A 25915-nucleotide genomic window follows, 5' to 3' on the forward strand; every position below is an offset into this window, starting at 1 on the left:
CGACCTTCCTTAGCGGTAATACACGCAGATGCGCTTGCCGCCGATCTCGTGCACGTCGATCGGCAATTCATACAGCGGGCTCAGCACCTCGGGCCGGATCAGTTCGGCCGGGGTGCCTTGATACGCCACGCGCCCCTGCCGCATGGCCACGATGCGGTCCGCGTAGCTGGACGCGAAATTGATGTCGTGCAGCACCAGCACCACCGTCTTGCCCAGCTCATCGGCGGCGCGGCGCAAGGTGCCCATCATGGCCACCGCGTGCTTCATGTCCAGGCTGTTCAGCGGTTCGTCCAACAGCACGTAGCGCGTGTCCTGGCACAGCACCATCGCAACGAAAGCGCGCTGGCGCTGGCCGCCAGACATCTCATCCAGATAGCGCCCGGCCAGGGGTTCCAGGTTCAGATACGCCAGGGCGCGGTCGATGTGGGTCTTGTCGTCCACGGTCAGCCGCCCGCCCGTATGCGGATAGCGGCCGAACGCGACCAGGTCGCGGACGGTCAGGCGCAGCGGCAGGTGGTTGTCTTGCCGCAGGATGGACAGGCGACGCGCCAGCTCGCGGCTGTCCGCGCGCATCACGTCCAGGCCGTCCACATGGATGCGCCCGGTGGATGCGGGCAGCAGCCGGCTCACCATGGACAGCAGCGTGGACTTGCCCGCGCCGTTGGGCCCGATGATGGCGGTGACGCCGTTGGCGGGCAGTCGCAGCGTGACGTCATCCACCACCACGCTGTCGCCGTAGTGCTTGCTGACCTTGTCTATTTCTATCATCGGCGCCCCTTGCGCAGGATCAGGGCGAGGAACATCACGCCGCCCACAAATTCGATCACCACGCTGACGGTGGTGTTCAAGCCCAGCACGCGTTCCAGCAGTGTTTGCCCGCCAACCAGGAAGATGACGCCCAGCAAGGTGGCGGCCGGCACGGTGTAGCGGTGCTTGTCGGACCCCATCGCCTGGTATGCCAGGTTGCTGACCAGCAGGCCGAAGAAGGTGACGGGGCCGACCAGCGCGGTGGACACCGACACCAGCACCGCGATAGCGCCCAGCGTCAGCAGCAGGCTGCGGCGATAGTCCACGCCCAGGCTCACGGCAATGTCCCGCCCCAGCGCCAACACGTCGTAGCGTTGGCGCAGCCGCCAGATCACCAGCGTGGCCGCGCATACCGCCGCCAGGGCAATGGGCAACAGCGACACGCGCACGGCATTGAAGCTGGCGAACATGCGGTCTTGCAGCACCAGGAATTCGTTGGGGTCGATCAAGCGCACGACAAAATTGGACAGGCTGCGAAACAGCAGGCCGAAAACAATGCCCACCAGCATCATCAGGTGCAGGCTGCGCAACGCATCCGAAAACAGCCATCGGAACAGCAGACAGGCAAACGCCGTCATCGCGCACACCTCCAGCATGAAGGCCGCCACGGGATGCTGGGCCGCCGTGGCGGCCTGGCCGAAGCCGAACACCACCATCGCCTGGATCAGCAGGTACAGCGCATCGAAGCCCATGATGGCGGGCGTCAGGATGCGGTTGTGCGTGATGGTCTGGAACAGCACGGACGACACGGCCACGGCATACGCCACCAGCACCATCGCCACCAGCTTGCCGCCACGAAACGGGATCACGAACGACCACTGGCCATTGGCGCCCAGGCTCATATACGCCGCCACGCAGGCCAGCGCCACGGCGGACAGCCATAGCAGCCGCGCGCGCTGCGGCGAGCGTGCGCGCATCTGCACGGCGGGCAAGATAGCCGGATCAGCCAAGACGAGTCCTTTTCAAACGCAGCAGGCACAGGAACAGAATGCTGCCGACCACGCCCACCACGGTGCCGATCGGGATTTCGTAGGGGTGGATCACCAGCCGCCCGATGATGTCGCAGGCCAGCACGAAGACGCCGCCCAGCAAGGCTACCCACGGGATGGAGCGGCGCATGTTGTCGCCCAGCACCAGGCTGACGGCGTTGGGCACGATCAGGCCCAGGAAGGGTATGCCGCCCGCCGTGACCACCACCACGGCTGAAATGGCCGACACGATAAGCAGGCCCACGAACGTCAGGCGCGCGTGGTTCAAGCCCAGGTTGGACGCGAACTCGCGGCCCATGCCCGCGACCGTATAGCGATCCGCCGCTACATAGGCGGCGCAGGCCAGTGCGAAGCCGATCCACAGCAATTCATAGCGGCCGCGCAGCACGCCCGAGAAATCACCGGTGGTCCAGGCGTGCAGCGATTGCAGCAGGTCAAAACGAAAGGCAATGAAGGTAGTGGCCGCGTGGATGACCCCGCCCAGGATTAGGCCGATCAGCGGCACGATGAACGGCGTGCGTAGCGGCACGCGGCGCAGCAAGGCCAAAAACAGCAAAGTGCCGGCCAGCGCAAAAGCCGTGGCCGTCATCATCTTGCCGATTACCGGCGTATCGGGCGCCAGCAAGGTAATAACAAGAATGCCCAGCGTGGCCGATTCGACGGTGCCGGCCGTGGTGGGTTCCACAAAGCGGTTGCGCACCAGCATCTGCATGATCAACCCCGCCACCGCCAGCGCCATGCCGGCCAGCAGCAAGGCCAGCGTGCGAGGCACGCGGCTGACCATCAACAGGCGCCAGGCGCGCTCGGCCTCTTCGCCGCTGCCCCACAGCGCCGAGACGGACAAGGTGCCCGCGCCCAGGCTGACACTGGCCGCGCACAGCGCCAACAGCACCATCACCGCCAGCGTCAGCCCGCCCCACCCGCTTATCGTGCGCCGCCAGGTCATCGGCGGCCTTCCCTTGCCCCAGTCATGCCGCTTACTTTCGCGGCGCCAGCGCGGCCGCGATGTCGTCCACGTTCTGCTGCATGGCCGTCAGCCCGGCGCTGCCCAGCAGGTACCAGTTAAAGCCGTTCAGATAGACCACGCGCTTGTTCTTCCACGCGGCCGTGGCGCGCACCAGGTCGTTGTCCAGCATGCGCTGGGCCGACACGCCTTCGCGGCCGATCGCGGCATCGCGGTCAATCACGAAGAGCCAGTCGGGGTTCGTCTCGGCAATGAATTCAAACGAGATGGCCTGGCCGTGGTTGGACACGTTCAGCCCCTTGGCCGCGGGCTTGAGGCCGAACGCATCATGGATAACGCCAAAGCGCGAACCCGGGCCGTAGGCGCTCATCTTGCCACCCGTGGTCAGGATGACCAGCGCCGTGCCGGCCGTGGCGGCCTGGCCTTGCAGCGCGGAAATCGATGCACGCAAGGCGTCCAGCTTCTGGCGCGCTTGCGCCTGTTTGCCGTAGATGGCGGCCAGCGTTTCGGTGTTGCGGGTGACGCTGCCGACCAGGTCGCGCGGGTCGACGGTCAGGTCGATGGTGGGCGCCAGCTTGGACAGTTCGTCGTACTTCGGCGCCGACCGGCCGGCGACGATAATCACCTGCGGCTGCGCGGCGTGGATCACTTCGTAGTTGGGCTCGAACAGCGAACCCACTTTCAGGTAGCGCGGCTCGGCATATTGCGCCAGCTGCGGCGGCAGCTTGGCGGCCGTGGGCACGCCGGCCACTTCCACGTCCAGCGCGTCCAGGGTGTCCAGCACCGCCATGTCCATCACGATGGTTTTGGTGGGATTGGCCGGCACGCTCGTCTGCCCGCGTGCGTGTTTGACCGGCACGGTGGCTTGCGCCATGCACACGCCAAAGGCGGCCGACAGGGCCAGCGCGGCGCCTGCCTGGATCAGTCGGCGTCGGCCATGGCCGGTGTTTTGCTGCATCGTCATACGTACCTCTTAGGCTTCGCGGGGAAGCAGGAATCGCCCCCCCCCCCAGTTCATTCATCCCGATCAGAATTTCACGCCGACGCCCAGCCAGTAACGGCGGCCGTCTTCGACGTATTCGTAATCGTCATACGTGACCTGCTTGTCGAACAGGTTGTAGATGCCGGCATACACCGACACGGTCTTGTTCACCGCGTACGACGCGCCCATGTCCACGAAGGTGTAGGACGGCGCCACCACCGACGACGACGATGCGCCCGTGATCGGCTGGCTTTCCTTGCCGCGATAGTTCACGCGCGCCCACGCTTGCAGCGCGTCGGACGCCTGCCAGTCCACCGTGGTGGTGAACAGGTGCTTGGGCAATTGGTTCAGCGGTTCGCCCTTGTACTGGCCCGACTTCTGTTCCGACTTGGTAAACGTGTAGCTGCTGGTCACCGACCAGTCGCGCGCCAGCGGCAACTTCATGCTGGCTTCCACGCCGCGCGACACGGCCTTGTCCACGTTCATGTAGGTGGTGGGGTTGGAGCCGAACTGGTTAGGGCCTTCGGTGCACTGGGACAAGGGGCACGCCACGCGCGTGATCTTGTCCTTGAAGTCGTTGTTGAACAGCGTGACGCCCGCGTTAAAGCCTTCGCCGTCGTCATACAGCAGGCCAATTTCTTCCGTGACGGACTTCTCGGGCGTCAGGTCCGGGTTGCCGTACATGTTGCCGCCCCGGCTGACCTGCCCCCAGCCCGCCACCGTCTGGCGCAGGTCCGGCGCGCGAAAACCGGTGGACACGCCGCCCTTCAGGGTCCAGCGGTCGGCGAAATGCCACACGCCGTACAGACGCGGGCTGAAGTGCGTGCCGAAGTTTTCGTCTTCGTCCATGCGCAGGCCGGCAGTGACGGCAAACTGCTCGGTCAGGCGCCATTCGTCTTCAGCGAACAATGCCCACTGGTAGCGGTCGATCTTGTTGGGGCCGCCGGACAGCTGGTTGCCGGTCTGGTCGTTCAGGCGCTGGCTCAGGTAGGTGCCGCCCAGCGTCAGCATGTGCGAGCCCAGCGGCAGGGTCCAGCTGGTTTGCAGGTTCAGGTTCTTGACCTTCATCTGGCGCGAGCGGTTGTCGAATTCTTCTTCCTGCACATAGCTGTCCGACACCGCCCAGCCCCAGCGCCCGGTATGCGACAGCGCCCACTTGTTGCTGCGGTAGTCGTTCTGCGCCGACGCGGGGCAACCGGTGCGCGCGCACGCCTCGCCCGGCGCCAGCGGCGCGACCGTCTTGCCCAGCGTTTCCTGGATTTTCTGACGCATCGTGGTGGCTTCCAGCACGATGTCGTGGTCGCGGTTGGGGGTCAGCGCCAGCTTGGCCGTGACGCTGTCGGAATTGCGCTTGCGAAATCCGTCAACGATATTGTCTTCGTCGCGCTGCGAGGCCTGGCCGTAGATTTGCAGGCCCAGCAGGTCATTCTTGATGGGGCCGGCCAGGTAGAAGTTGCCCTGGTAGATATCGCCCGACTTGCTGCTTTCCTGGATGGTGGTATCCATGCGGATTTCACCGTGCCATTCCTTGGGCACCTTGCGGGTGATGATGTTGATGACGCCGCCCATGGCGTCCGAGCCGTACAGCGACGACATCGGGCCGCGCACGACTTCAATGCGTTCGATGGCGGCAAGCGGCGGCGTCCAGCCGCCTTCGACCCCGGCGGAGTCGGAATTGGTGCGGGTCTCGCGCGAGCTTTGGCGCTTGCCGTCGATCAGGATCAGCGTGTACTGCGGGCCCATGCCGCGCAGGCTGATGTCCTGGCGGTCGCCACCGCCGGTAACGATGACGCCCGGCACGTCGATCAGCGCGTCATTCACGTCGCGGTAGAACTTCTTGTCCAGGTCTTCGCGGGTGATGACGCTGATGGAAGCCGGCGCGTCCTGGATCTGCTGTTCGAAGCCGCTGGCCGTGACCACCACGGTGTCCAGCGTCTTGGCCTCGCTTGCGGCCTGCGCCCACGACGCCGCCGGCGCCATGCCTAGGCCGGCCGCGCACAACGCCGCCGCCAGCTGCGTGCGCGATGTCAAAACACGGCCGCCCAAGGCCAGATCGTTGCTGCTCATGATGCTTGTTTTCTCCCGTACCAGCGCCCTGCCGCACCCCGCGTGCGGCCTCGGCGCTGCCTCTTATTTCTTAATGAAAACTATTCTCATATTAGAATTGAGGCTTTCGGAACCGGGCAAACACCTTTCCGCAACTTTTATCTTCTTCAGACTTCTTGACACTTCGGCGGGCGGCCATCGGCCACACTGCCGGGTGCGGAACACACTACGGATGCTCTTCTCCCAATCAGCGGTCGCGCGCCGCATCCTGCTTATCGACGACGACGTCGAACTGGCACAGATGCTGCGTGAATACCTTGAACCCAACCATTGCGTGCTGACCCTGGCGCATACGGGCACGCACGGGCTGGCCCTGCTGGCGCAGGACGACTACGACCTGATCCTGTTGGACCTGATGCTGCCGGACGGCAGTGGCCTGGACCTGCTCAAGCAATACCGGCAACGCTCGCGCCGCCCCGTCATCATGTTCACGGCGCACGGCGGCGAAACCGACCGCGTGCTGGGGCTGGAATTCGGCGCCGACGATTACCTGGCCAAGCCCTTCAGCCCGCGCGAACTCAAGGCCCGCATCACCGCCGTGCTGCGGCGCTTTGAAGAGGTGCCTGAAACCACCAAGCCCAGCCTGACGCTGGGCGCGCTGTCGCTGGACCCGGCCTCCGGGCGCGCCTGCCTGGACGCCGAGGAGGTGCTGCTGACCGGCGCCGAACAGCGCATCCTGGAACTGCTGATGCGCGCGCCGGGCCAGGTCGTGGCGCGCGAACAGATCGGCATGTATGCGCTGGGCCGGCGGCCCGACCGCTATGACCGCAGTATCGACACGCACATCAGCGCGCTGCGCAAGAAGCTGCGGCTGGATCAGGCCAACGGCACGCTGTCGATCCGCAATCTGCGCGGCCTGGGTTACGTGCTGGCGGGCGCGGCCTGATGCGCTGGTTATTGCCGACGCGCTCGCTGTTCTGGCGCGCGTTCCTGACCTTCTGGTCCGCCATGGCCATCATCCTGGTGTGCGGCATGCTGTTCACGGCGGCCGTGGCCTGGTATCGCATCAATTCGCTGGACGGCCTGAACCCGGGCAGCCTGACGCATGACGCCGCCCAGGTGGCTCGCATCCACGGCAAGGACGGCCTGGAACGCTGGGTGCAAGCGATGGACCAGCGCTATTCCGCGCTGAAGATCTTCATCCTGGATACGGACGACCGCGAGATCCTGGGCCGCACGCTGCCGGCCCGCATGCACGATTGGCTAAGCGCTTACCGCGCGGCGCCCGACCGGCCCGTGCCAGCGGACCCGGCGCAGCCGGACCCCTCTGTTCAACGCGTATCTTGGTGGCAGCCGCAGCTGCTGGTGCTACCGGATGGCGCCGAGCTGCTGATGCTGTTCCTGCCGTTCGACTCGTCGCACTGGGAAGTCTTGGGACTGTCGCCCGTGGCGCTGGCCTTGCTGCTGTTCGCGCTGGCGGTGACGGCGCCGTTCTGCTGGGCGCTGACCCGCCATGTGACGGCGCCCTTGACGCAGCTGCGTCACACCACGCAGGCGCTGGCAGCGGGCCATCTGGGCGCGCACACGCCGGCCAAGCTGGCCGGCCGCAAGGACGAACTTGGCCTGTTGGCGCGCGACTTCAACGCCATGGCCGACCGCCTGAAAGCGGTGGTCGACACGCGTGAACAACTGCTGCACAACATCGCGCATGAATTGCGTTCGCCGCTGGCGCGGCTGCGTTTGGCCAGCGAGCTGGCGCGGCGCAAGGATGAACGCCAGGATGTGCAGCTGGACCGTATCGAACGTGAATGCGAACGGCTGGATGCGCTGGTCGGCAGCACGCTGCGGCTGGCGCGGCTGGGCGCGCTGCCCGAACCGAACGACACGCTGGACCTTGGCGACATCGTCAACGCCGTGGTCGAAGACGCCCGCTTTGAAGCGACCACGTTGCAAGTGCGCATCGCCTGGGAACCGCCCCCGCCGGTGCTGATCACAGGCGAGCGCGACAGCCTGTCCAGCGCCATTGAAAACGTCATGCGCAACGCGCTGCGTTTCGCGCCGGCGCACAGCGCCATCCGCGTGCGGCTGATACAGAACGCGAATTACGCCTGCGTGGAAATTGAAGACCGAGGGCCCGGCGTGTCGCCGAATGATCTGGAATCATTGTTCGAACCCTTCTTTCGCGCGGCCTCGGGCGCCAAGACACCGGGCTCCGGAGCGGGCCTGGGCCTGTCGATTGCCCAGGCCGCCGTGGCCGCGCACAAGGGGCGGATAGCGGCACGGAACGTGTCGCCGCACGGGCTGGCGGTGCGCATTGAAGTGCCACATCCGTTGCCTGTTCCGCTGCCCGCTCCGCCGCCTGGCTCCCCGGCCCCGATCAGAACGTGATGTTGGCCGACACCCACAAGCGGCGCCCTTCCAGCACCTGCCGGTAGGAATTGGTCCAGTTGGCGTTAGCAGCTGGCGTCGTGGCGCCTACCTTGGTCGGGCCGTAGTTCACGAAGTTCTTGTCGAACAGGTTGAACACTGACGCCGACAAGGTCACGTTCTTGTTGACCACGTATGAACCGCCCGTGCTGGCCAGCCAGTACGGGTTGTAGAACACCTGCTCTTTTTCCCAATCCATGTCGTTGAACTGCTTGGCGCGGTATTCGCCGCGCGCCCACACGTTGAACTGGTCGTTGATGCGCCAGTTCAAGCCAAGGTTCAGCGCGTGGCGCGGTTGCGAACCCAGCGGTTGGCCCTGCTTGACGCCCGAAGTCACTTCGCTGGCGGTCAGGGTGTAGTTGCCGTTGAACGACACGCCGCCGCCCAGCGGCACGCGTCCACCCAGCTCGAAACCCTGGATGGTTGCGGTATCGACGTTCACGCGTTGCGAGAAATTGGCCACCGGGATGCCGTTGCGTTCCCATACGCCCAGGTCCAGGCAGCCTGCGGCCGGGCCACCTGCCGCCAGGCAGTTGGGCACGTTCTGGCTGTCGATCTTGTCCTTGAACTTGGTGTGGAATGCCGTCAGGTTGCCCGACAGGCCTTCCCCATCGTCAAACAGCAGGCCCAATTCGGACGCGGTGCTACTTTCCGGCTTCAGCTGCGAATTGCCCAACAGCGGCATGGTGCCTTGGGCGCCCAGGCCGATGATGCCGTCGGTCATCAGATTGATGTCGGGCGTCTTGTAGCCCTTGCTGACCCCGCCCTTCACCGTCCACATCGGCGTTGCGTTCCAGACCAGGTAGCCGCGCGGGCTCCACTTGCCGCCGAATTGCTCGTTGCGGTCGTAACGCGCACCCGCCGTCAGGGCCAGGTCGTCCACGATGCGCCATTCGTCTTCGGCGAACAATGCCCATTGATACTGGCGCTGGTCCAGCGGCGCGGACACCAGCGTGTCCTTGAAGTGCTGTTCGCGCCACTGGCCGCCCACCGTCAGGTTGTGGCGTTCATTGAACAGCGGCATCGTCCACTTGGTGTCGAACACCCAGTTGTCGTATTCCAGATCGCGCTTGTCGCCGTCGGTCGGGCGGCGCGGCGCGTTCATCGGGTTGGTGCGGCCGATGGTCTCGGTCGTGTCATAGACCAAGCTGCTATCGGAACTGACCGACCCGCCGTAGCGGCCCAGGTGCGTCAACGCATAGCGCTGGCGGTTGAACTCCATTTCCGGGTCGTAGCCGCCGCCCTGGCGATTGGGCGCGATGCTGGTGTTCAGCGTGCCCAGTTCGCCGTTGCCGTTGTCATAGGTTTGCCAGTTGCTGTCCACGTCGAACAGCACGTCGTGGTTGCGGTTGGGCGTGAGCGCCAGGCGCAGGCCCACGTTCTGTTGGGTGCTGTCGCCCAGGCCGGAAAAGCTGGCGATGTCGCCGGTGTAGTTGCCGCTGTTGTATTCGGCCTGGTTGACCGGGTAGCTGCCGTTGGCGCCAAGCCGGCGGTAGTGGCCGCCGCGCAGCGTCAGACCCAGCTTGTCGGTCTTGATGGGGCCGCTAAGGTAGAAGGCCGCGCCATAGTTGTTGCCGTAGGTGTTGTCGCCTTGCGCGGTGCCGTCCAGCGTGATCTGGCCGGTCCAGTCCTGGCTGACCTTGCGCGTGATGATGTTGATGACGCCGCCCATGGCATCCGAGCCGTACAGCGTGGACATGGGGCCGCGCACGACTTCGATGCGTTCAATGGCGGCCATCGGGGGGATGAAGTTGGTGTCGACGTCGCCAAAGCCGTTGGGCCGCGCGCCCGAGCTGTTCTGGTTCAGGCGCTTGCCGTCGACCAGCACCAGCGTGTAGTCGCTGGGCAGGCCACGGATGCTGATGTTCATGCCACCCGCCTTGCCGCCCCGCTCGACCGTCACGCCTTCGACGTCGGCAACCGCATCGGCCAGGTTGTGAAACGGGCGCGTCTCCAGCTGCTCACGCGTGATGACCGAAATGGACGCAGGCGCGTTCTTGATTTCCTGTTCGAAGCCGGCGGCCGTTACCACCACGGTGTCCAGTTGCGCCACGCCCATGGTGTCTTCCATGGCGCCGGCCGTGTGTTGCGCATGCGCCGCGCATGACGCGGTAATGGCCAGCGCCAGCGGCAACAGACGGAAGCGAGGACGGCGGGCAAGACGAGGAACGCGAGGGGAAGGACGGGACGCGACGAGGTCGAGGTCTTTAGTGCTTTTCTGAGTCGACATGGGGAATCGGGACAACCACCCGAGGCGGGCGGCGCGCAGTGCGCTGATTGGGAATTTCAATGAACGGCAATGATAGGCATTCCCAATATGCGATTCAACTTTTTGTCAGCTTTAATTCAGTTTTTAGAAAGTTTTAAGAAATTTCTCGGATCTCTGATGTATCCAGACGACAAAATGCCGCCTTCCGGCGGCATCATGCGGGGACGGATTCAGTCGTCGCCGGCCAGAATGGCGGCGGGCAAACGCGGCAGGACGCGCATGGCGTTGGCGGTAGTGGCGTGCGCCACCTGGGCGGGCGTGATGCCGCGCAGCTCGGCCAGCACGGCGGCAATGCGCGGCAGTTCGCCTGGCCGGTTGCGGCGCTGCGGCGGGTGCAGCCAGGCGGGCGGGATATCGGGCGCGTCCGTCTCCAGCACCAGATGGGACAAGTCCACATCCACCGCATGGCGACGGATCTGCAAGGCGCGTTCATAGGTCATCGCGCCCCCCATGCCCAAGGCAAAACCGTGGTCGATAAACGCCTGCGCCTGCTGCGCGCTGCCGTTGAAGGCATGTGCAATGCCGCCGATGGGGCCATGGCGGCGCAGGTACTTGAGCAGGATGTCTTGCGAACGGCGCACGTGCAGCAGCACCGGCAGCTTGAACTCGGCGGCCATGGCCAGCTGCGCGGCATAGAAGCGTTCCTGGCGTTCGCGCGGTTCACCCGTGGCGATCTCGGGCACGAAGAAATCCAGGCCGATTTCGCCGATGGCGACAAAGCGGGGGTCGCCCAGGCATTGCTTGATGGTGTCGCGCAGGACGTCCAGGTCGGCATCGTCGGCGCGCTGCACGTACAGCGGGTGGATGCCCAGCGCGTAGGCGCCGCCGGCGATCTGCCCGGCCAGTGCCTGCACCACGGAAAAGTTGGCTCGTTCGACGGCGGGGATCACGATGGACCCCACGCCGGCTTCGCATGCGTGGTCGGCTACCTGCTGGCGGTCGGCGTTGAACTCGGCGGCGTCCAGATGGCAGTGGGTGTCGATCAGCATGGGCGGGGTCTCCTTGGCGCCATTATGCTCGCCGCCGGCATGGCCCTGCTACCCCGACACCAGCCGGCCGTTTTCCATCAGCAGTTGGCGGTCGGCGCGGGCGGCCAGTTCGGGATCATGCGTGACGATGGCGAATGCCGTGCCCGATTCCTGGTTCACGCGCGTCAACAATTCAAACATCTTGTGCGCGGTGTTGCGGTCCAGGTTGCCGGTGGGTTCGTCGGCCAGCACGCAAACGGGCCGCGTGACCAGCGCGCGCGCCAGCGCCACACGCTGGCGTTCTCCGCCCGACAACTGCCCCGGAAAATGGTCCTCGCGCGCGGCCAGGCCCACCAGCGCCAACACTTCGCGCGCGGCGGCGCGAGCCTTGTCGCGGGTCTCGCGGCGCACGATCAGCGGCATGGCCACGTTATCCAGCGCGGAAAATTCCGGCAGCAGATGATGAAACTGATAGACAAAGCCCAGGCTGCTGTTGCGCACGGCGCTTTTCTTGGCCTCGGACAAGCCCACGGCCAGTTTGCCGTCCACCGACACCGAGCCGCTGGTGGGCACGTCAAGCAAGCCCAGGATGTGCAGCAAGGTGCTCTTACCCGAGCCGGAAGCGCCCACGATGGCAACCATTTCACCGCGCGCCACCGACAGGCTGACGTTGCTGAGCACGTCGATGCGGGCGGGGCCTTCGTCGTAGTACTTGACGATGTTCTCGGCCTGCAACGCGGGCGTCAGGGCGTCTGCGTTTGGAATCTTAATCATGGCGCAGCACCTGTGCCGGTTGCAGACGCGAGGCGCGCCAGCTGGGATACAGCGTCGCCAGCAACGACAGCACCAGCGACGTCAGGCCGATGGTGGCGATGTCGCCCATTTGCGGGTCGGACGGCAACGCACTGATGAAATAGACTTCGCGCGGCAGGAAATGCACGCCCAGCATGCGCTCGATGAACGGCACGATCACATCCACGTTGTAGGCAATGGCAATGCCGCCCAGCACGCCCAGCAAGGTGCCGATGACGCCGATCATCGCGCCTTGCACCAGGAAGATGCGCGCGACTTCGCCCGGCCCCGCGCCCAGCGTGCGCAAGATGGCGATGTCCGACTGCTTGTCCTTCACGGCCATCACCAGCGACGACAGCAGGTTGAACGCTGCCACGGCGACGATCAGCGCCAGGATCAGGAACATCATGCGCTTTTCGGTTTGCACGGCGGCGAACCAGGTGCGGTTGTTGCGCGACCAGTCGCTGGCCATCACGTAGGGCGGCAGCACCTTCTTCAGTTCATTGGCGACTTCGGGCGCTTTTTGCATGTCGGCAATGCGCAGCCGCACACCGGCCGTGCCGCTTTCACGGAACACGCGGGCAGCGTCCTGGTTATCGACAAACGCCAGCGACGAATCGTATTCATAGTGGCCCGACGAGAACACGCCCACCACGGTGAACTGGCGCATGCGCGGCGCAAAGCCGGCCGGGCTGATGGAGCCTTGCGGCGCCATCATCAACAGCGTGTCGCCCACTTTCACGCCCAGCCCGTCGGCCAGTTCGTTGCCCAGCACCACGCCAAAGCCACCGGCTTTCAGATCGGTCAGCTTGCCCGACACCATCTGGCGCGGCAGGTCCGACACGTTGCCTTCGGTGGCCGGGTCGATACCCCGTACCTGCACACCACGCAGCGCCTGCCCCCTCACCAGCATGCCCTGCGCCGCCACGAAGGGCGCGCCGGCCTTGACCTGGGGGTTCTGCTCGGCGGCGGTGGCGAACTGCTGCCAGCGCTCAAGCACCTGTTCGGGCAAGGCGCCAGGAATATAGAGTTCGATGTGCGGCAGCACCGACAACATGCGGTCGCGCACTTCTTTTTGGAAACCGTTCATCACGGACAGCACCACGATCAGGGCGGCAACGCCCAGCGCGATGCCCGCCATGGAGCTGGCGGCGATGAAGGAGATGAAGCGATCGCGGCGCCCGCGTCGCTGGCGGATTCGGGCCATCCCGGCATAGCGGGCGCCTATCCAGAGTTCGTAGGGTATTTTCAGCACGTGCGCATTATGGCATTAACGGCCTTGAAATCGCGCCGCGGATGTGCGGTTCCACGACCAGCCGTGTCAACCTATGGCAGCCGCCACCGCCGCTTAGTTCCCGCCGCCCGGGCGGACTACAATCGCGGCCATGCTGATCGTCATTCCGGGCGCCCTGCCCGCCCTTCCCGTTGCCGCCGAACTGGCCAAGCTGCTGCCTGAACGCGCCCCCACGCTGCACCGTTGGTTGCTGGCCGGCGCCGCCCGGGCCGCCCCCTTCGATGTACGTGCCGCCGGGTGCACGGCTTTCGAATCCTGGCAACTGACCCGCGCGGGCTACCGACCCGAACCCGGCCTGCTGCAAGGCGCGGGTCTGGGTCCGTTGCTGGCCGATGAGCAGGCCCCGGCCGGGCAAGCCGTGTGGCTGGCCGAGCTGGTCCACCTGGCCCTGGGCGCGGACCAGGCCAATCTGCTGGACCCGGGCCAGATGGATCTGCGCCCCGAAGAATCCGCCGCCTTGCTGGACACGGCGCAGCCCTTGTTCGACGGCACCGGTTTTACGGTCCAACCCCTGTCCCCGCAGCGCTGGCGGCTGACCTTGCCTGACGGCCTGCGTCCGCAGACGGCATCGCCGCTGGTCGTGGCGGGGCATCGCTTGAATGAATGGTGGCGCCAGGACGCGGAAACGCGGCCGTGGCGGCGCTTGCTGAATGAAATACAGATGGCGTGGCACGAACACCCCGTCAACGACGACCGCGCCGCGCGCGGCCTGCCGCCCGTCAATGCGCTATGGCTGTACGGCGGCGGCACGCCCTGGCCGGTGGCCGCGCCCGGCCCGGAACGCGTGCTGACCGGCCTTGACGCGCCCCAGCGCGCGGGCGATTGGGCCGCCTGGCTTGATGCCCTGACCGAACTCGATACGCAGCATTTGCGCCCCCTGGCGGGCAAGCAGGGCGTGCCCGACAGGCCCGCCGAACTGCTGCTGCTGGGCGACGACCGCCAAGTCGCCCTGACCCTGAAACCGCGCGGGGGCCTGCTGGGCTTGCTGCCCGCGCCCAAGAAAAACTGGAGCGCCTGGTGGTCTCACCCCGCTTAACGACTCGCCCCGCCGACCTGGACGCCTGCCGCGTCCTGGAAGCGTCGGGCATCCATCCCTTGCTGGCCCGCCTGTGGGCCGCGCGCGGCGTTACGCATCCTGATCAGACCAAGCTGGCCTGGCCATCGTTGTTGCCGCCCGCCGGCCTGACTCATTCCGCGCACGCCGCCGGCGTGCTGGCCGATGCCATCCAGGCCGGCAAAAAGCTCTTGATCGTGGCCGACTACGATTGCGACGGCGCCACCGCCTGCGCGGTCGGGCTGCGCGCCTTGTCGGCCATGGGCGCCGACGTCGACTTCCTGGTGCCCAACCGCTTTGAAACCGGCTATGGCCTGTCGCCCGCCGTGGTCGAGCTGGCCGTGCGCCACCGCAGCGGCAAGCCCGACATCATCATCACCGTGGACAACGGCATCGCCAGCGTGGACGGCGTGGCCGCCGCCAACGACGCGGGCATCGGCGTGGTCATCACCGACCACCACTTGCCCGGCGACACCCTGCCCGACGCGCTGGCCATCGTGAACCCGAACCAGCCCGGCTGCGGCTTCCCGTCCAAGAACCTGGCCGGCGTGGGCGTGATCTTCTACATGATGCTGGCGCTGCGCGCCGAGTTGCGTCGCCGTGGTGTTTACCCCGCCGATGGCGGCCCGCGCCTGGACGCGCTGTCCGACCTGGTGGCGCTGGGCACCGTTGCCGACGTGGTCAAGCTGGACGCCAACAACCGCCTGCTGGTCACGCAGGGCTTGCAGCGCATGCGCAGCGGCCGGCTGCAACCGGGCCTGCGCGCGCTGTTTGCCGTGGCGGGCCGCGAACCGCGCAGCGCCAATGGGTTCGACCTGGGCTTTGCGCTGGGCCCGCGCATCAACGCGGCGGGCCGCCTGGCCGACATGAGCCTGGGCATCGCCTGCCTGACGACGGATGACGAAGCGCAAGCGCTGGAAATGGCGCGCGAGCTCGACAACATCAACCGCGAACGCCGCACGATCGAAGCCGAAATGCGCGAACAGGCACTGGCCGCCATGGAAGCGCCCAATGCGGCGGCGGGCGCCACGGTCTGCGTGTTCGACCCTGGCTGGCACCAGGGCGTGGTGGGGCTGGTGGCCTCGCGCCTGAAAGAAAAATTCTGGCGTCCCACGCTGGCCTTCGCGCCGGCGGGCGATGACGAAATCCGTGGCTCGGGCCGCTCCATTCCCGACGTGCATCTGCGCGATGCGCTCGACCTCGTGTCCAAGCGCCACCCCAATCTGATCCGCAAGTTCGGCGGCCACGCCATGGCGGCCGGCCTGACGCTGGGCCGCGCCGACTTTCCCGCCTTCGCGCCCGCGTTCGACGCCGCCGTGCGCGAGCTGACCGGCCGCGACACCTTCGAACCGGTCATTGAAACCGACGGGTCGCTGGAAACCGGCTACGCCAACGCCGAAATCGCCGGCATGTTGCAGCAACAGGTCTGGGGCGCGGGCTTTGCCGCCCCCCTGTTCCTGGACGAATTCACCGTACGCAACCAGCGCCTGGTCGGCGAAAAGCACTTGAAGCTGTCGCTGGAACGCGGCCACCAGCGCTTTGACGCCATCTGGTTCGGCCACGACCAGTCGCTGCCCGAACACATCCAGGCCGCGTACCGCCTGGAACAGAACGTCTGGAACGGCATGGTGTCGGTGCAGCTGGTGATCGAGCACGCGGGGTAAAGCCTGGGGGGGAAGCCGACGCCGGCACGATCGCTTCCCAACCAGCGATCCGTCCCCCCCTGTTGCAACACGCGCCCGCGTAGTTGCCCCAACCACGGTAAAATGCCAGGTTTCGCACAAAAGTCATCAGGACAGGATCATCATGGAAGCCGAACGTCAGAACCAGCTCGCAGCCCGCCTCGCCGATTACGCGGAGCGCGAACAGGCTCTACGGAGGTATCTTTGACTACGATGCCAAAGCTGAACGCCTGCACGTTGTAAACGCCGAGCTCGAAGACCCGGCGGTCTGGAACGACCCCAAGCACGCCCAGGACCTGGGCCGTGAAAAGAAAGCCCTGGAAGACGTGGTGGAAACGCTCACCGGTCTTGGCACGGGCCTGGCCGACGCCAACGAATTGTTTGAACTGGCCGAGGCCGACGACGACGATTCCACGCTCGAATCCATCGAAAAGGACGCCGACGCGTTCCAGGAAAAGCTGGAAAACCTGGAATTTCGCCGCATGTTCTCCAACCCGGCCGACCCGCTGAACTGCTTCCTGGACATCCAGGCGGGCGCGGGCGGCACGGAAGCCCAGGACTGGGCATCGATGCTGCTGCGCCAGTACCTCAAGTACGCCGAGCGCAAGGGCTTCAAGGTCGAAGTCCTGGAAGAATCCGAAGGCGACGTCGCGGGCATCAAGTCGGCCACCATCAAGATGGAAGGCGAATACGCCTTTGGCTACCTGCGTACCGAAACCGGCGTGCATCGCCTGGTTCGCAAGAGCCCGTTCGATTCGTCCGGCGGCCGCCACACCTCGTTCGCCAGCGTCTTCGTATACCCCGAAGTCGATGAATCGTTTGAAGTGGAAGTGAACCCCGCCGACCTGCGCGTGGACACCTACCGCGCGTCCGGCGCGGGCGGTCAGCACATCAACAAGACCGATTCCGCCGTGCGCCTGACGCACATCCCGACGGGCATCGTGGTGCAGTGCCAGAACGACCGCTCGCAGCATCGCAACCGCGCCGAAGCCATGCAGATGCTGAAGTCCAAGCTCTACGAACTGGAAATGCGCAACCGCATGGCCGAACAGCAGAAGCTGGAAGACTCCAAGACCGATGTGGGCTGGGGCCACCAGATTCGTTCGTACGTGCTGGACCAAAGCCGCATCAAGGACCTGCGTACGAACGTTGAAATCTCCAACACGCAGAAAGTGCTGGACGGCGACCTGGATCCCTTCATCCAGGCCAGCCTGAAGCAAGGCGTTTAAGTCTGTCGCGATACTTCCGCTAACCGTACCCAGAGGTCCACGAATGTCTGACACCATCGCAATCCTTACCGGCGCTTCGCGCGGCATCGGCGCCGCCATGGCGCGCGGCCTGGCCAAACCGGGCACCCGCCTGATCACGCTGGCGCGCCGCGAAGACCCCGAACTGGCCGCCTACGCGCAGTCGCGGGATGTGCAGCTGGAACAACTGTCCGTGGACCTCTCGGACTTGAAAGCGGCCGAAGCCTCGGCTGAACGCATCTGCGCGGCCCTGCCGCGCGATGCCAAGCGCTATCTGCTTATCAACAATGCGGGCACGGTGCACCCCGTGGCCGGCACCGACGCCCTGATCGACAGCGCGGCCATTACCGCCGCCTTCAACCTGAACGTCACCGCCGTCATGCTGCTGACCGCGCGCTTTCTGGCCGCCGTCGAAGGCCTTAACGCTGACCGCCGCGTGCTGAACATTTCCTCCGGCGCGGGCCGCAACCCGAACGCCGGCTGGGGCGTCTACTGCGCCACCAAGGCCGCGCTGGACATGTACACGCGCGTGGTCAAGCAGGAACAAGGCGCCGACGGCGCGCGCATCGTCGCGCTGGCCCCCGGCATTGTCGACACCGACATGCAGGTCGCCATCCGTTCCAGCGACCCCGACAGCTTCCCCGCGCTGGCCAAGTTCCAGGACTTCCACGCCACGGGCAAGCTCGCTTCGCCCGCCAATGTGGCCGCCCGCATCCTTGCCTACCTGGATCGCGAAGATTTCGGCACGACCGACATCGACGACATCCGCAATTACGACTGATCCCTTACCATGACCGACCACTCGACCGCTCCGGCACCCGCCCAGGATGAAAACCGCTTGATCGCCGAACGGCGCGCCAAGCTGGCCAAACTGCGCGAAACCGGGGTTGCGTACCCGAACGACTTTGTTCCGGACGCCCGCGCCGCCGCGCTGCACGACAAGTACGACGGCGAGGAACAGGAAGCCCTGGCCGCCGCCGGCGTCACCGTCAAGGTGGCCGGCCGCATGATGCTCAAGCGCGTCATGGGCAAGGCCAGCTTCGCCACGCTGCAAGACAGCACCGGCCGCATCCAGATCTACCTGGACCGGGGCACGCTGGGCGAAGACAACTACGCCGCGTTCAAGCAATGGGACATCGGCGACATCATCGCGATCGAAGGGTCGGTCTTCAAGACCAACAAGGGCGAATTGTCGGTGCACGCCGCCACCGCCCGCTTGCTGTCCAAGTCGCTGCGTCCGCTGCCCGACAAGTTCCACGGCGTGGCCGACCAGGAACTGCGCTACCGCCAGCGCTACGTTGACCTGATCATGACGGACGCCACGCGCCGCACGTTCGAAGCGCGCAGCAAGGCCGTGGGCAGCATCCGCCAGTTCATGCTGAACGCCGGTTTCCTGGAAGTGGAAACGCCCATGCTGCACCCGATTCCGGGCGGCGCGGCGGCCAAGCCGTTCGTCACGCACCACAATGCGCTGGACATGGAAATGTACCTGCGCATCGCGCCCGAACTCTACCTGAAGCGCCTGATCGTCGGCGGCTTCGAACGCGTGTTCGAAGTCAACCGCAACTTCCGCAACGAAGGCGTCAGCCCGCGTCACAACCCTGAATTCACGATGATGGAGTTCTACGCGGCCTATGCGGAATACCGCTGGCTGATGGACTTCACGGAAGAACTGATCCGCCAGGCCGCCATCTCGGCCACCGGCAGCGCCGTGCTGACGTATCAGGAGCGCGAGCTGGATCTGTCCAAGCCGTTCGACCGCCTGACCATCTGCGAAGCCATCCTGAAGTACGCGCCGGGCTACACGCAGGCACAGCTGGACGACCCGGTTTTCGTGCGCGCTGAACTCAAGAAGCTGGGCGCGGACGCTGACGGCCCCGTGCTGTCGCGCGCCGGCCTGGGCGCGCTGCAACTGGCGCTGTTCGAAGAGACGGCCGAAGCCAAGCTCTGGAACCCCACGTACATCATCGACTACCCGGTTGAAGTGTCGCCGCTGGCACGAGCCTCGGACACACGCGACGGCATCACCGAGCGCTTCGAGCTGTTCATGACCGGCCGCGAAATCGCCAACGGCTTCTCGGAATTGAACGACCCCGAAGACCAGGCCGAACGCTTCCGCTCGCAAGTCGAAGCCAAGGACGCCGGCGACGAAGAAGCCATGTTCTACGACGCGGACTACATCCGCGCGCTGGAATACGGCATGCCTCCGACGGGCGGCTGCGGCATCGGCATCGACCGCCTGGTCATGCTGCTGACCGACAGCCCCAGCATCCGCGACGTCATCCTGTTCCCGCACCTGCGTCGTGAAGACTAAGGTCGCAGCAGCGCAGGCGAGCGCCGGAGCAGCGTCGTGATCTTCAAGATCCTGATGCTGCTGCTGATCGTGGCGGGGCTGGTCTATTGGATCAAGCAACCCCGCCGCGTCCTGCCGGGCGCGACCTACGCGCCCGCGCGGCCACGCCGCCCGGTGTTCATTGCGCTATGCATCGCCACCGCCATCTCCGTGGTGGCCGCGATCTTGACGGCGCTGTTGTGGATGGGTGGCGTGGCCGGCGGCGTCACCGGCGGCGGCTATCACGGCGAAGCCGACTTCCTGCTGCCTGTCTCCGGTTGCCTGCTGGCCTTGGGCGTGGCGTGCGCCGTGGCGGCATTCCTGAAGCGTCGCGGCTAGGCGGCGGCATCCAGCGGCCACGCGCCCGCCCCTTCCGGCAACGCCGGCAACGACGCCAACAACATCGCATCGATGAAAGCCGCCGGCGCCAGACGCCCGCCAGGCTTGTACCACTGCACCGTCAGGTTCATCGCCCCCAGCACGCAGCGCTTGATGACGCGCGCGTCGCCCTGGATCAGTCCCGCCTGAACGGCATCCGCCACCACCGACTGCCACATCGCTTCGTAGCGATCGCTTAGCGCCTTGACCGCCGACTGGCTGGGCGCGGACAAGCTGCGCCATTCGTACACCAGCGCATTCATTGCATCGCCGCCCGCGCCTTGCAGCATGCTCCACATGTGCACGCGAAACAGCGCGGCAAGCCGATCCGCCGGCGCATCGTAGTACGCCAGCGCGCGTTCGCCCCCGTCGATCACTTCCTGGATGCCGTTGTTCATCACCGCCACCAGGATCTCTTCCTTGCTGCGAAAGTGATGGAACAGGCTGCCCGACTGCAAGCCCACGGCGCGCGCCAATTCGCGCACCGTGGTCCGTTCGTAGCCGTGCTTGCAGAACAGCCTGCCGGCCGTCAGCACCAGTTCGCGCCGGCGTTCGGAATCAGCGCCCTCTTCGCGCGGCACAAGGGCCGCGGTCTTGGTCATGGCCGATCACAGCCTTTGAATGATGGTGGCCGTGGCCATGCCATGGCCGATGCACATCAGCTGCATGCCGATTTCGCCTTCGGTTGCCTCCAGCCCCGCCAGCATCTTGGCCATCAGCCCGGCACCGGTCGCACCCAAAGGGTGGCCGTGCGCGATGGCGCCGCCCCAGGGATTCACGCGCGCGGGCTTCGCATCAAGCTCGCGCTGCCACGCCAACACCACGCTGGCGAAGGCTTCGTTGATTTCGATCCAGTCAATGTCTTCCAGCGCCAACCCGGCACGCGCCAAGGCCTGACGCGCCGCCGGGATCACGCCCGTCAGCTGCATCACCGGGTCGGACCCCACGACCACCCGCGCCAGGAAACGCGCCCGAGGCCGCAGCCCGTCGGACAGCGCGGTGTCGCGATCCGCCAGCAACACCGCCGCCGCCCCGTCTGCCAGCTGGCTGGCGTTGGCGGCGGTAACGCCGCCCTGGCCAGCGGGCCGCATCGCGGGCGCCATGGCAGCCATACGCGCCGCGTCGGTCTTCTCCCTGATACCTTCGTCCCGATGCGCGGCGTTTTGCGGGCCGGGCAGCAGTTCGGCATGCAGGCCGGCCCGCGCGGCGGCCCAGGCGCGTGCGTGGCTTTCGCGCGCCCAATCGTCCATGTCCGCCTGCGACAGTGTCCAGTGGTCGGCGATGCGCTCGGCGCTTTCAATCTGATGCACTAGCGCATGGCGTTCCAACAGCGCCGGGTTCAGCGATTCAAAACCCTTGAATTCGCCCTGGCCCAAGGTCACGTCCAGGAACATCGGCACGCGGCTCATGCTTTCGACGCCGCCCGCGACCACGTAGCGCATATCGTCCGCCGCGATGGCTTGCGCGCCAAAATGCACCGCCTGCTGGCTGGAGCCGCACATGCGGTTCAGCGTTACGCCCGGAACGGTTGCCGGCACGCCGGACAGCAGTGCCGCCAGCCGCCCCACGTTTGCGCCCTGCTCACCCGCCTGGCTGACGCAGCCCGCGATCAGGTCCTCGACCTTGTCGCCCGGCAAGCCGGCACGCGCCAGCAAGCCATCCACCGTCTGCGCCAGCAACGTATCGGGCCGCGTATCGGCCCACCATCCGCCACGCCGACCAAACGGCGTGCGAACCGCCTCCACGATCACGGCGTCATTCATGCCATCGTCTCCTCAACGTAGAGCCTTTCGATTTCGTTCGCGTACGTGCGATAGATGCTGGCCCGGCGCACTTTCATGGTGGCCGTGACCTCGCCATCATCGTGGTCCAGTTCCTTGGTCAACAGGTGAAAGCGCTTGATCTGCGACACCGGCGCCAGCCCGGCGTTGGCGCGCGACACTTCTTGCTGCACCAGCTCGCGCACCTCGGGCGATTCCGCCAGCGACCGGAAATGCGTGAACGCAATGCGGCGCGACTCGGCCCACTTGCCCACCGTGTCGAACTCAAGCTGGATCAGCGCCGACACGAACTTGCGCCCATCCGCGATCACGATGCATTCCTTCACATACGGGCTGCCCTTGACGGCGTTTTCGATCTCGGACGGCGTCAGGTTCTTGCCACCGGCCGTGATCATGATGTCTTTCAGGCGATCCACGATGCGCACGCGGCCGTCCTGTTCCGCCACCACGTCGCCCGTATGCAGCCAGCCGTCGCGCACCGTGTCGGCGGTGGCGTCCGGGTTCTTGTAATAGCCCTGGAACACCATGTCGCCGCGCACCAGCAATTCACCCGCCTCGCCCATCTTCCATTCCACGCCCAGGATCGGTTCACCCACCGTGCCTACCTTTACGCGATCGGGGTGTTGGCCGAAGATCATGCCGGCGGACTCGGTCAGCCCATAGACTTCCAGCAGCGGCACGCCCAAATTGCGAAAGTAGCGGACCACATCGGGCGGTATCGGCGCGGCGCCCGTCATCGCGACGCGCACGCGCCGCAAGCCGATGAAGTTCTGCAAGGCGCGCAGCACCAGCCAGTACCACAGCGCATGCGTCAGCCGTTCGCGCGCGCTGTATTGCGCAGGCGACTTTTCAAGAAACGGCGCACAACGCGCCAGCGCCCGCCAGTACAACCACTGTTGCAGCCGCCCCGCCTCCTGCATCTTGATCGAGATCGACGCGTGCAACTTTTCCCAGATGCGAGGCACGCCCAGGAAAATCGTCGGCGCCACTTCACGCAGGTCCTCCTGCACGGTGCGAATGGATTCGCCAAAGTTCACCTGCGACCCCAGGTACAGAGGCACGAAGGTGGACAGCATTTGCTCGGCCACATGGCATAACGGCAGATACGACAGGTGCACGCTGGCCGCATCCATCGACAGCCGGTCCGCGATGCCCGGCGCCACGCCGCGCATGTTGCGGTAGCTGAGCATGGCGCCCTTGGGCTTGCCGGTGGAGCCCGACGTATAAATCATCAGCCCCGTGTCATCCAGCCGCTGCGTATCCAGCGCGGCGTTCAGCGCGGGAAACTCGACGGCCTCGCGACGCGCGCCGTCGGCTTCGACCTCGGCAAAGGTGACGATGCGCGTGCGGTCGGCGGGCGGGTATGACCGCAGGCCTTTGGTCTCCATCATCACAATGCGGCGCAGCAACGGCAGCCGGTGGGCCACTTGCAGCACCTTGTCGGTCTGCTCCTGGTCTTCGCACACCACCAGTTCGACGTCGGCATGCTCCAGCACATAACCCATTTCCTCGGCCGGGCTGGTCGAATACACACCCACCGCCACGCCGCCCACCGTCCCCGCCCCCAACTGCGTCAGCAGCCATTCCACGCGGTTTTCCGACACGATGGCCACGCGCCCGCCCACCCCCAAGCCCAGGGCACGCAGCCCCAGGCCCACGCGGCAGGCGCGCTGCCAGTAGTCCGCCCACGACAGCGGCTTCCAGATGCCAAAGTCTTTTTGCCGGATGGCGATGGCCGTGGGTTTGCGCCGCGCCTGCTCGCGCAACATCTGCGGCAGGGTCAGCTCGGGCCAGACGGCGGGATCAGTCAACGCAACCATGGCCTTGTCCTTCATGACAGCCAGCGCTTGCGGCGCTTGTAATGCTTGATATCGCGAAAGCCGCGCGCCTCGCCCGTGCCGCCCACGCCCAGATAGAATTCGCGCACGTCGGGGTCGGCGGCCAGCTTGTCGGCCGAGCCGTCGATCACCACCTTGCCGGTTTCCATGATGTAGCCGTAGTGCGCCACGGCCAGCGCCACCGAGGCGTTCTGCTCAACCAGCAACATCGACACGCCCTGCTCGGCGTTGATGCGCGCGATGATGGAAAAAATGTTTTCGACCAGCATCGGCGACAAGCCCAGCGAGGGCTCGTCCAGCAGCATCAGGCGCGGCTGCGCGATCAATGCGCGGCCGATGGCCAGCATCTGCTGTTCACCGCCAGACAGATAGCCCGCCAGGCCGCGCCGCCGCTCGAACAGGCGCGGAAAGTAGCCGTAGACCAGGTCGAAGTCCACCCCCGCGCCGGGCCTGCCCGTCAGCGCGTAGGTGGCGGCCACCAGGTTTTCTTCCACGGTCAGGTCTTCAAATACGCGGCGCCCTTCCATCACGTGCGCAAGGCCCGATCGCACCAGGTTCTGCGGCTTGGCGCCGCGAGTGTCGCCGCCGTTGAACACGATGTGGCCGCGCACCAGCGCCCCGTCTTCCAGGTCCAGCAAACCCGACACGGCCTTGAGCGTGGTGGACTTGCCCGCGCCGTTGCTGCCCAAGAGCGCCACGATGTTGCCGGCCGGCACCGACAGGGACAGGCCACGCAGCACCTGCACCGCCTTGTTGTAGACGACTTCGATATTGTTGATGTCCAGCACCGCCGCGGGCGTGGCGGTGCCGGTCGATGCCGCGTGCGCGTCAGGGGCGAACGTCACAGGCGCCTCACTTGAGCACGATCCAGTCGGACGCCGGCACCATCTGCTTTTGCTTCACATCGGCGCGATAGATCCGGCCCACCGGAATGGAGTTGCCCTTGATGGTGATGGGCACGCCGATCAGCCCACCCGTGTCGAAGTCCTTAATGCCATCCAGCGCGGCTTTCATGTTGGCGCTGGTCAAATCCTTGCCGGCGTCCAGCGTGCGCTTGGCCACTTCGGAAAACAGCATCGCGGCCAGGAAGCCCTGCATATAGCCCGTGCTTTGATATTGCGGACGCATCTCGCGAATCTTCTTGAGCATCGGCGCATCGCCCTCGGTGTCGTAGTAGTAGCGATACGGCATCACGCCCATGAAGCCCTCGGCGTCTTCGCCCATCTGCATCACGGTGGAGTTGTCCATCGTCCAGAACGTGCCCATGTAGCGCGTCTTCAAGCCCATGCGCTTGCCCTGCCCCACGAATTCGGGGATGGGCGCCAGCACGTAGCCGTGGAAGATCGTGAAGTCAGGGTCGGCGCGGCGCAGCTTGATGACTTCGGTGGACACGTCCACGCTGCCCGGCGGCGTCATGATCTCGGTGGCGACCTTCAGGCCCAGCTTTTCCGCGACCGCGCGCGAACTGGCAATCGGGTCGCGGCCGAACTCGGTGTCGGAATACACGAACGCGACTTTCGCGCCGGGCTGCTCCTTGGCGATGTAGCGCAGCAGGATGCCGAACATTTCGGTGTAGTCGGGCCCCAGCATGAACTGCGCCGGATACTTGGCGGGGTCGTTCAGCTCGGTGGCGAACGACGCGCCCGTCATCAGGATGTCGCCCGTGCGGTTCAATTCAGCGTTGATGGTCTTTGAAAACCCCGTGGAATCGCCGTAGTAGAAATTCACCTTGTTCTGGCTGGTGATCTTCTTGAAGGCGGCCACCGACGCATCGACCTTGTACGCCGTGTCTTCCGGCACGTAGCGCAGCTTGCGCCCCTTGATGCCGCCCTGGTCGTTGATGATCTTCACGTAGTCGGTGATGCCGGCGTGGATGCCCTGGCCGGCGAACGCGAACACGCCGCTCAAGGGAATCGACCCGCCCAGCACCAGGTCGTCGGCAGCGTGCGCGGCGGGCGCTGCCGCTATTGCCGCCGCCAGGCCCAGCGGGGCCAACAACCTCGATAAACCGCTGCCTATCCGGATGCGCTTCATGGTGTGTCTCCTTGGGTCTTTTTGGATCATG

At 65.7% G+C, this 25915-nt stretch carries 22 protein-coding genes; 8 read left to right on the forward strand and 14 right to left on the reverse strand.

What is annotated here, in order from left to right; translation table 11 throughout:
• Positions 1–9 precede the first annotated feature (9 nt).
• From DVB37_RS15805 to DVB37_RS15825, 5 genes are all read right to left on the reverse strand, one after another.
• The gene (locus DVB37_RS15805) at positions 10–768 is read right to left on the reverse strand and encodes an ABC transporter ATP-binding protein (RefSeq protein WP_120156148.1); all 759 of its coding nucleotides are present in this window, start codon (positions 766–768) and stop codon (positions 10–12) included.
• Positions 765–1724, reverse strand: a complete 960-nt coding sequence (locus DVB37_RS15810; protein WP_205571626.1) for an iron chelate uptake ABC transporter family permease subunit — start codon at positions 1722–1724, stop codon at positions 765–767. The genes DVB37_RS15805 and DVB37_RS15810 overlap by 4 nt, the downstream gene beginning before the upstream one ends.
• A 25-nt stretch (positions 1725–1749) precedes the next feature.
• Entirely contained in the window at positions 1750–2742 is a 993-nt protein-coding gene (locus DVB37_RS15815) for an ABC transporter permease (protein WP_046805768.1), read from the reverse strand.
• Between the two features lie 31 nt (positions 2743–2773).
• The gene (locus DVB37_RS15820) at positions 2774–3724 is read right to left on the reverse strand and encodes a siderophore ABC transporter substrate-binding protein (protein WP_120156149.1); all 951 of its coding nucleotides are present in this window, start codon (positions 3722–3724) and stop codon (positions 2774–2776) included.
• Positions 3725–3787: 63 nt separating this feature from the next.
• Positions 3788–5809, reverse strand: coding sequence for a ligand-gated channel protein (locus tag DVB37_RS15825; RefSeq protein ID WP_120156150.1), 2022 nt, complete (start codon positions 5807–5809; stop codon positions 3788–3790).
• Between the two features lie 211 nt (positions 5810–6020).
• Between DVB37_RS15825 and DVB37_RS15830 the strand changes: the two genes are divergently transcribed.
• Entirely contained in the window at positions 6021–6734 is a 714-nt protein-coding gene (locus DVB37_RS15830) for a response regulator transcription factor (RefSeq protein ID WP_104145039.1), read from the forward strand.
• The gene (locus DVB37_RS15835; protein WP_120156151.1) at positions 6734–8176 is read left to right on the forward strand and encodes a HAMP domain-containing sensor histidine kinase; all 1443 of its coding nucleotides are present in this window, start codon (positions 6734–6736) and stop codon (positions 8174–8176) included. The genes DVB37_RS15830 and DVB37_RS15835 overlap by 1 nt, the downstream gene beginning before the upstream one ends.
• Here the strand turns inward: DVB37_RS15835 and DVB37_RS15840 are convergent.
• The 4 genes from DVB37_RS15840 to DVB37_RS15855 all read right to left on the reverse strand — a co-directional run bounded on the left by DVB37_RS15840 (position 8166) and on the right by DVB37_RS15855 (position 13451).
• The gene (locus tag DVB37_RS15840) at positions 8166–10445 is read right to left on the reverse strand and encodes a TonB-dependent receptor domain-containing protein (RefSeq protein WP_240433891.1); all 2280 of its coding nucleotides are present in this window, start codon (positions 10443–10445) and stop codon (positions 8166–8168) included. The two genes, DVB37_RS15835 and DVB37_RS15840, sit on opposite strands and share 11 nt — an antisense overlap.
• 209 nt (positions 10446–10654) lie before the next feature.
• A complete protein-coding gene (locus DVB37_RS15845; protein WP_120156152.1) occupies positions 10655–11473 on the reverse strand; it encodes a TatD family hydrolase in 819 nt (272 codons plus the stop codon).
• A 48-nt stretch (positions 11474–11521) separates the two neighbouring features.
• Positions 11522–12226: an ABC transporter ATP-binding protein gene (locus DVB37_RS15850; protein ID WP_046805775.1), complete on the reverse strand. Its 705-nt coding sequence runs from the start codon at positions 12224–12226 to the stop codon at positions 11522–11524.
• Positions 12219–13451 carry a lipoprotein-releasing ABC transporter permease subunit gene (locus DVB37_RS15855; RefSeq protein WP_240434150.1) on the reverse strand — a complete coding sequence of 411 codons (1233 nt, stop codon included), beginning with the start codon at positions 13449–13451 and terminating at the stop codon, positions 12219–12221. Before DVB37_RS15855 ends, DVB37_RS15850 begins: the two co-directional genes overlap by 8 nt.
• A 178-nt stretch (positions 13452–13629) precedes the next feature.
• Here DVB37_RS15855 and DVB37_RS15860 point away from each other — a divergent pair, with 178 nt between their 5' ends.
• From DVB37_RS15860 to DVB37_RS15885, 6 genes are all read left to right on the forward strand, one after another.
• Entirely contained in the window at positions 13630–14574 is a 945-nt protein-coding gene (locus DVB37_RS15860; RefSeq protein WP_120156154.1) for a hypothetical protein, read from the forward strand.
• Positions 14556–16256 carry a single-stranded-DNA-specific exonuclease RecJ gene (gene recJ, locus DVB37_RS15865; protein ID WP_046805778.1) on the forward strand — a complete coding sequence of 567 codons (1701 nt, stop codon included), beginning with the start codon at positions 14556–14558 and terminating at the stop codon, positions 16254–16256. Before DVB37_RS15860 ends, recJ begins: the two co-directional genes overlap by 19 nt.
• A 142-nt stretch (positions 16257–16398) precedes the next feature.
• Positions 16399–17503 (forward strand): peptide chain release factor 2 gene (gene prfB, locus DVB37_RS15870; RefSeq protein ID WP_100856261.1). Its coding sequence is split into 2 segments (ribosomal slippage): positions 16399–16479 and positions 16481–17503, totalling 1104 coding nucleotides; the frame shifts between segments, so codons are not numbered across the junction.
• A gap of 43 nt (positions 17504–17546) precedes the next feature.
• A complete protein-coding gene (locus DVB37_RS15875; protein WP_120156155.1) occupies positions 17547–18302 on the forward strand; it encodes an SDR family oxidoreductase in 756 nt (251 codons plus the stop codon).
• A 9-nt stretch (positions 18303–18311) separates the two neighbouring features.
• The gene (lysS, locus tag DVB37_RS15880; RefSeq protein ID WP_120156156.1) at positions 18312–19835 is read left to right on the forward strand and encodes a lysine--tRNA ligase; all 1524 of its coding nucleotides are present in this window, start codon (positions 18312–18314) and stop codon (positions 19833–19835) included.
• A 36-nt stretch (positions 19836–19871) separates the two neighbouring features.
• Entirely contained in the window at positions 19872–20192 is a 321-nt protein-coding gene (locus DVB37_RS15885) for a preprotein translocase subunit TatB (RefSeq protein ID WP_104145032.1), read from the forward strand.
• On the opposite strand, the gene DVB37_RS15890 is transcribed toward DVB37_RS15885, so the two are convergent.
• The 5 genes from DVB37_RS15890 to DVB37_RS15910 all read right to left on the reverse strand — a co-directional run bounded on the left by DVB37_RS15890 (position 20189) and on the right by DVB37_RS15910 (position 25884).
• Positions 20189–20833 (reverse strand): TetR/AcrR family transcriptional regulator, encoded by a 645-nt coding sequence (locus tag DVB37_RS15890; RefSeq protein WP_046805782.1) that lies wholly within the window; start codon positions 20831–20833, stop codon positions 20189–20191. The two genes, DVB37_RS15885 and DVB37_RS15890, sit on opposite strands and share 4 nt — an antisense overlap.
• 6 nt (positions 20834–20839) lie before the next feature.
• On the reverse strand, positions 20840–21994 hold the full coding sequence (locus DVB37_RS15895; protein WP_120156157.1) for a thiolase family protein: 1155 nt from the start codon (positions 21992–21994) through the stop codon (positions 20840–20842).
• Positions 21991–23832, reverse strand: coding sequence for a long-chain fatty acid--CoA ligase (locus DVB37_RS15900; RefSeq protein WP_371683071.1), 1842 nt, complete (start codon positions 23830–23832; stop codon positions 21991–21993). The genes DVB37_RS15895 and DVB37_RS15900 overlap by 4 nt, the downstream gene beginning before the upstream one ends.
• 11 nt (positions 23833–23843) lie before the next feature.
• The gene (locus tag DVB37_RS15905; protein WP_120157523.1) at positions 23844–24638 is read right to left on the reverse strand and encodes an ABC transporter ATP-binding protein; all 795 of its coding nucleotides are present in this window, start codon (positions 24636–24638) and stop codon (positions 23844–23846) included.
• Between the two features lie 64 nt (positions 24639–24702).
• Positions 24703–25884, reverse strand: coding sequence for an ABC transporter substrate-binding protein (locus tag DVB37_RS15910; RefSeq protein ID WP_082134542.1), 1182 nt, complete (start codon positions 25882–25884; stop codon positions 24703–24705).
• Positions 25885–25915: the final 31 nt, after the last annotated feature.

This window comes from Achromobacter sp. B7, assembly GCF_003600685.1.
Lineage (GTDB): Bacteria > Pseudomonadota > Gammaproteobacteria > Burkholderiales > Burkholderiaceae_B > Achromobacter > Achromobacter spanius_B.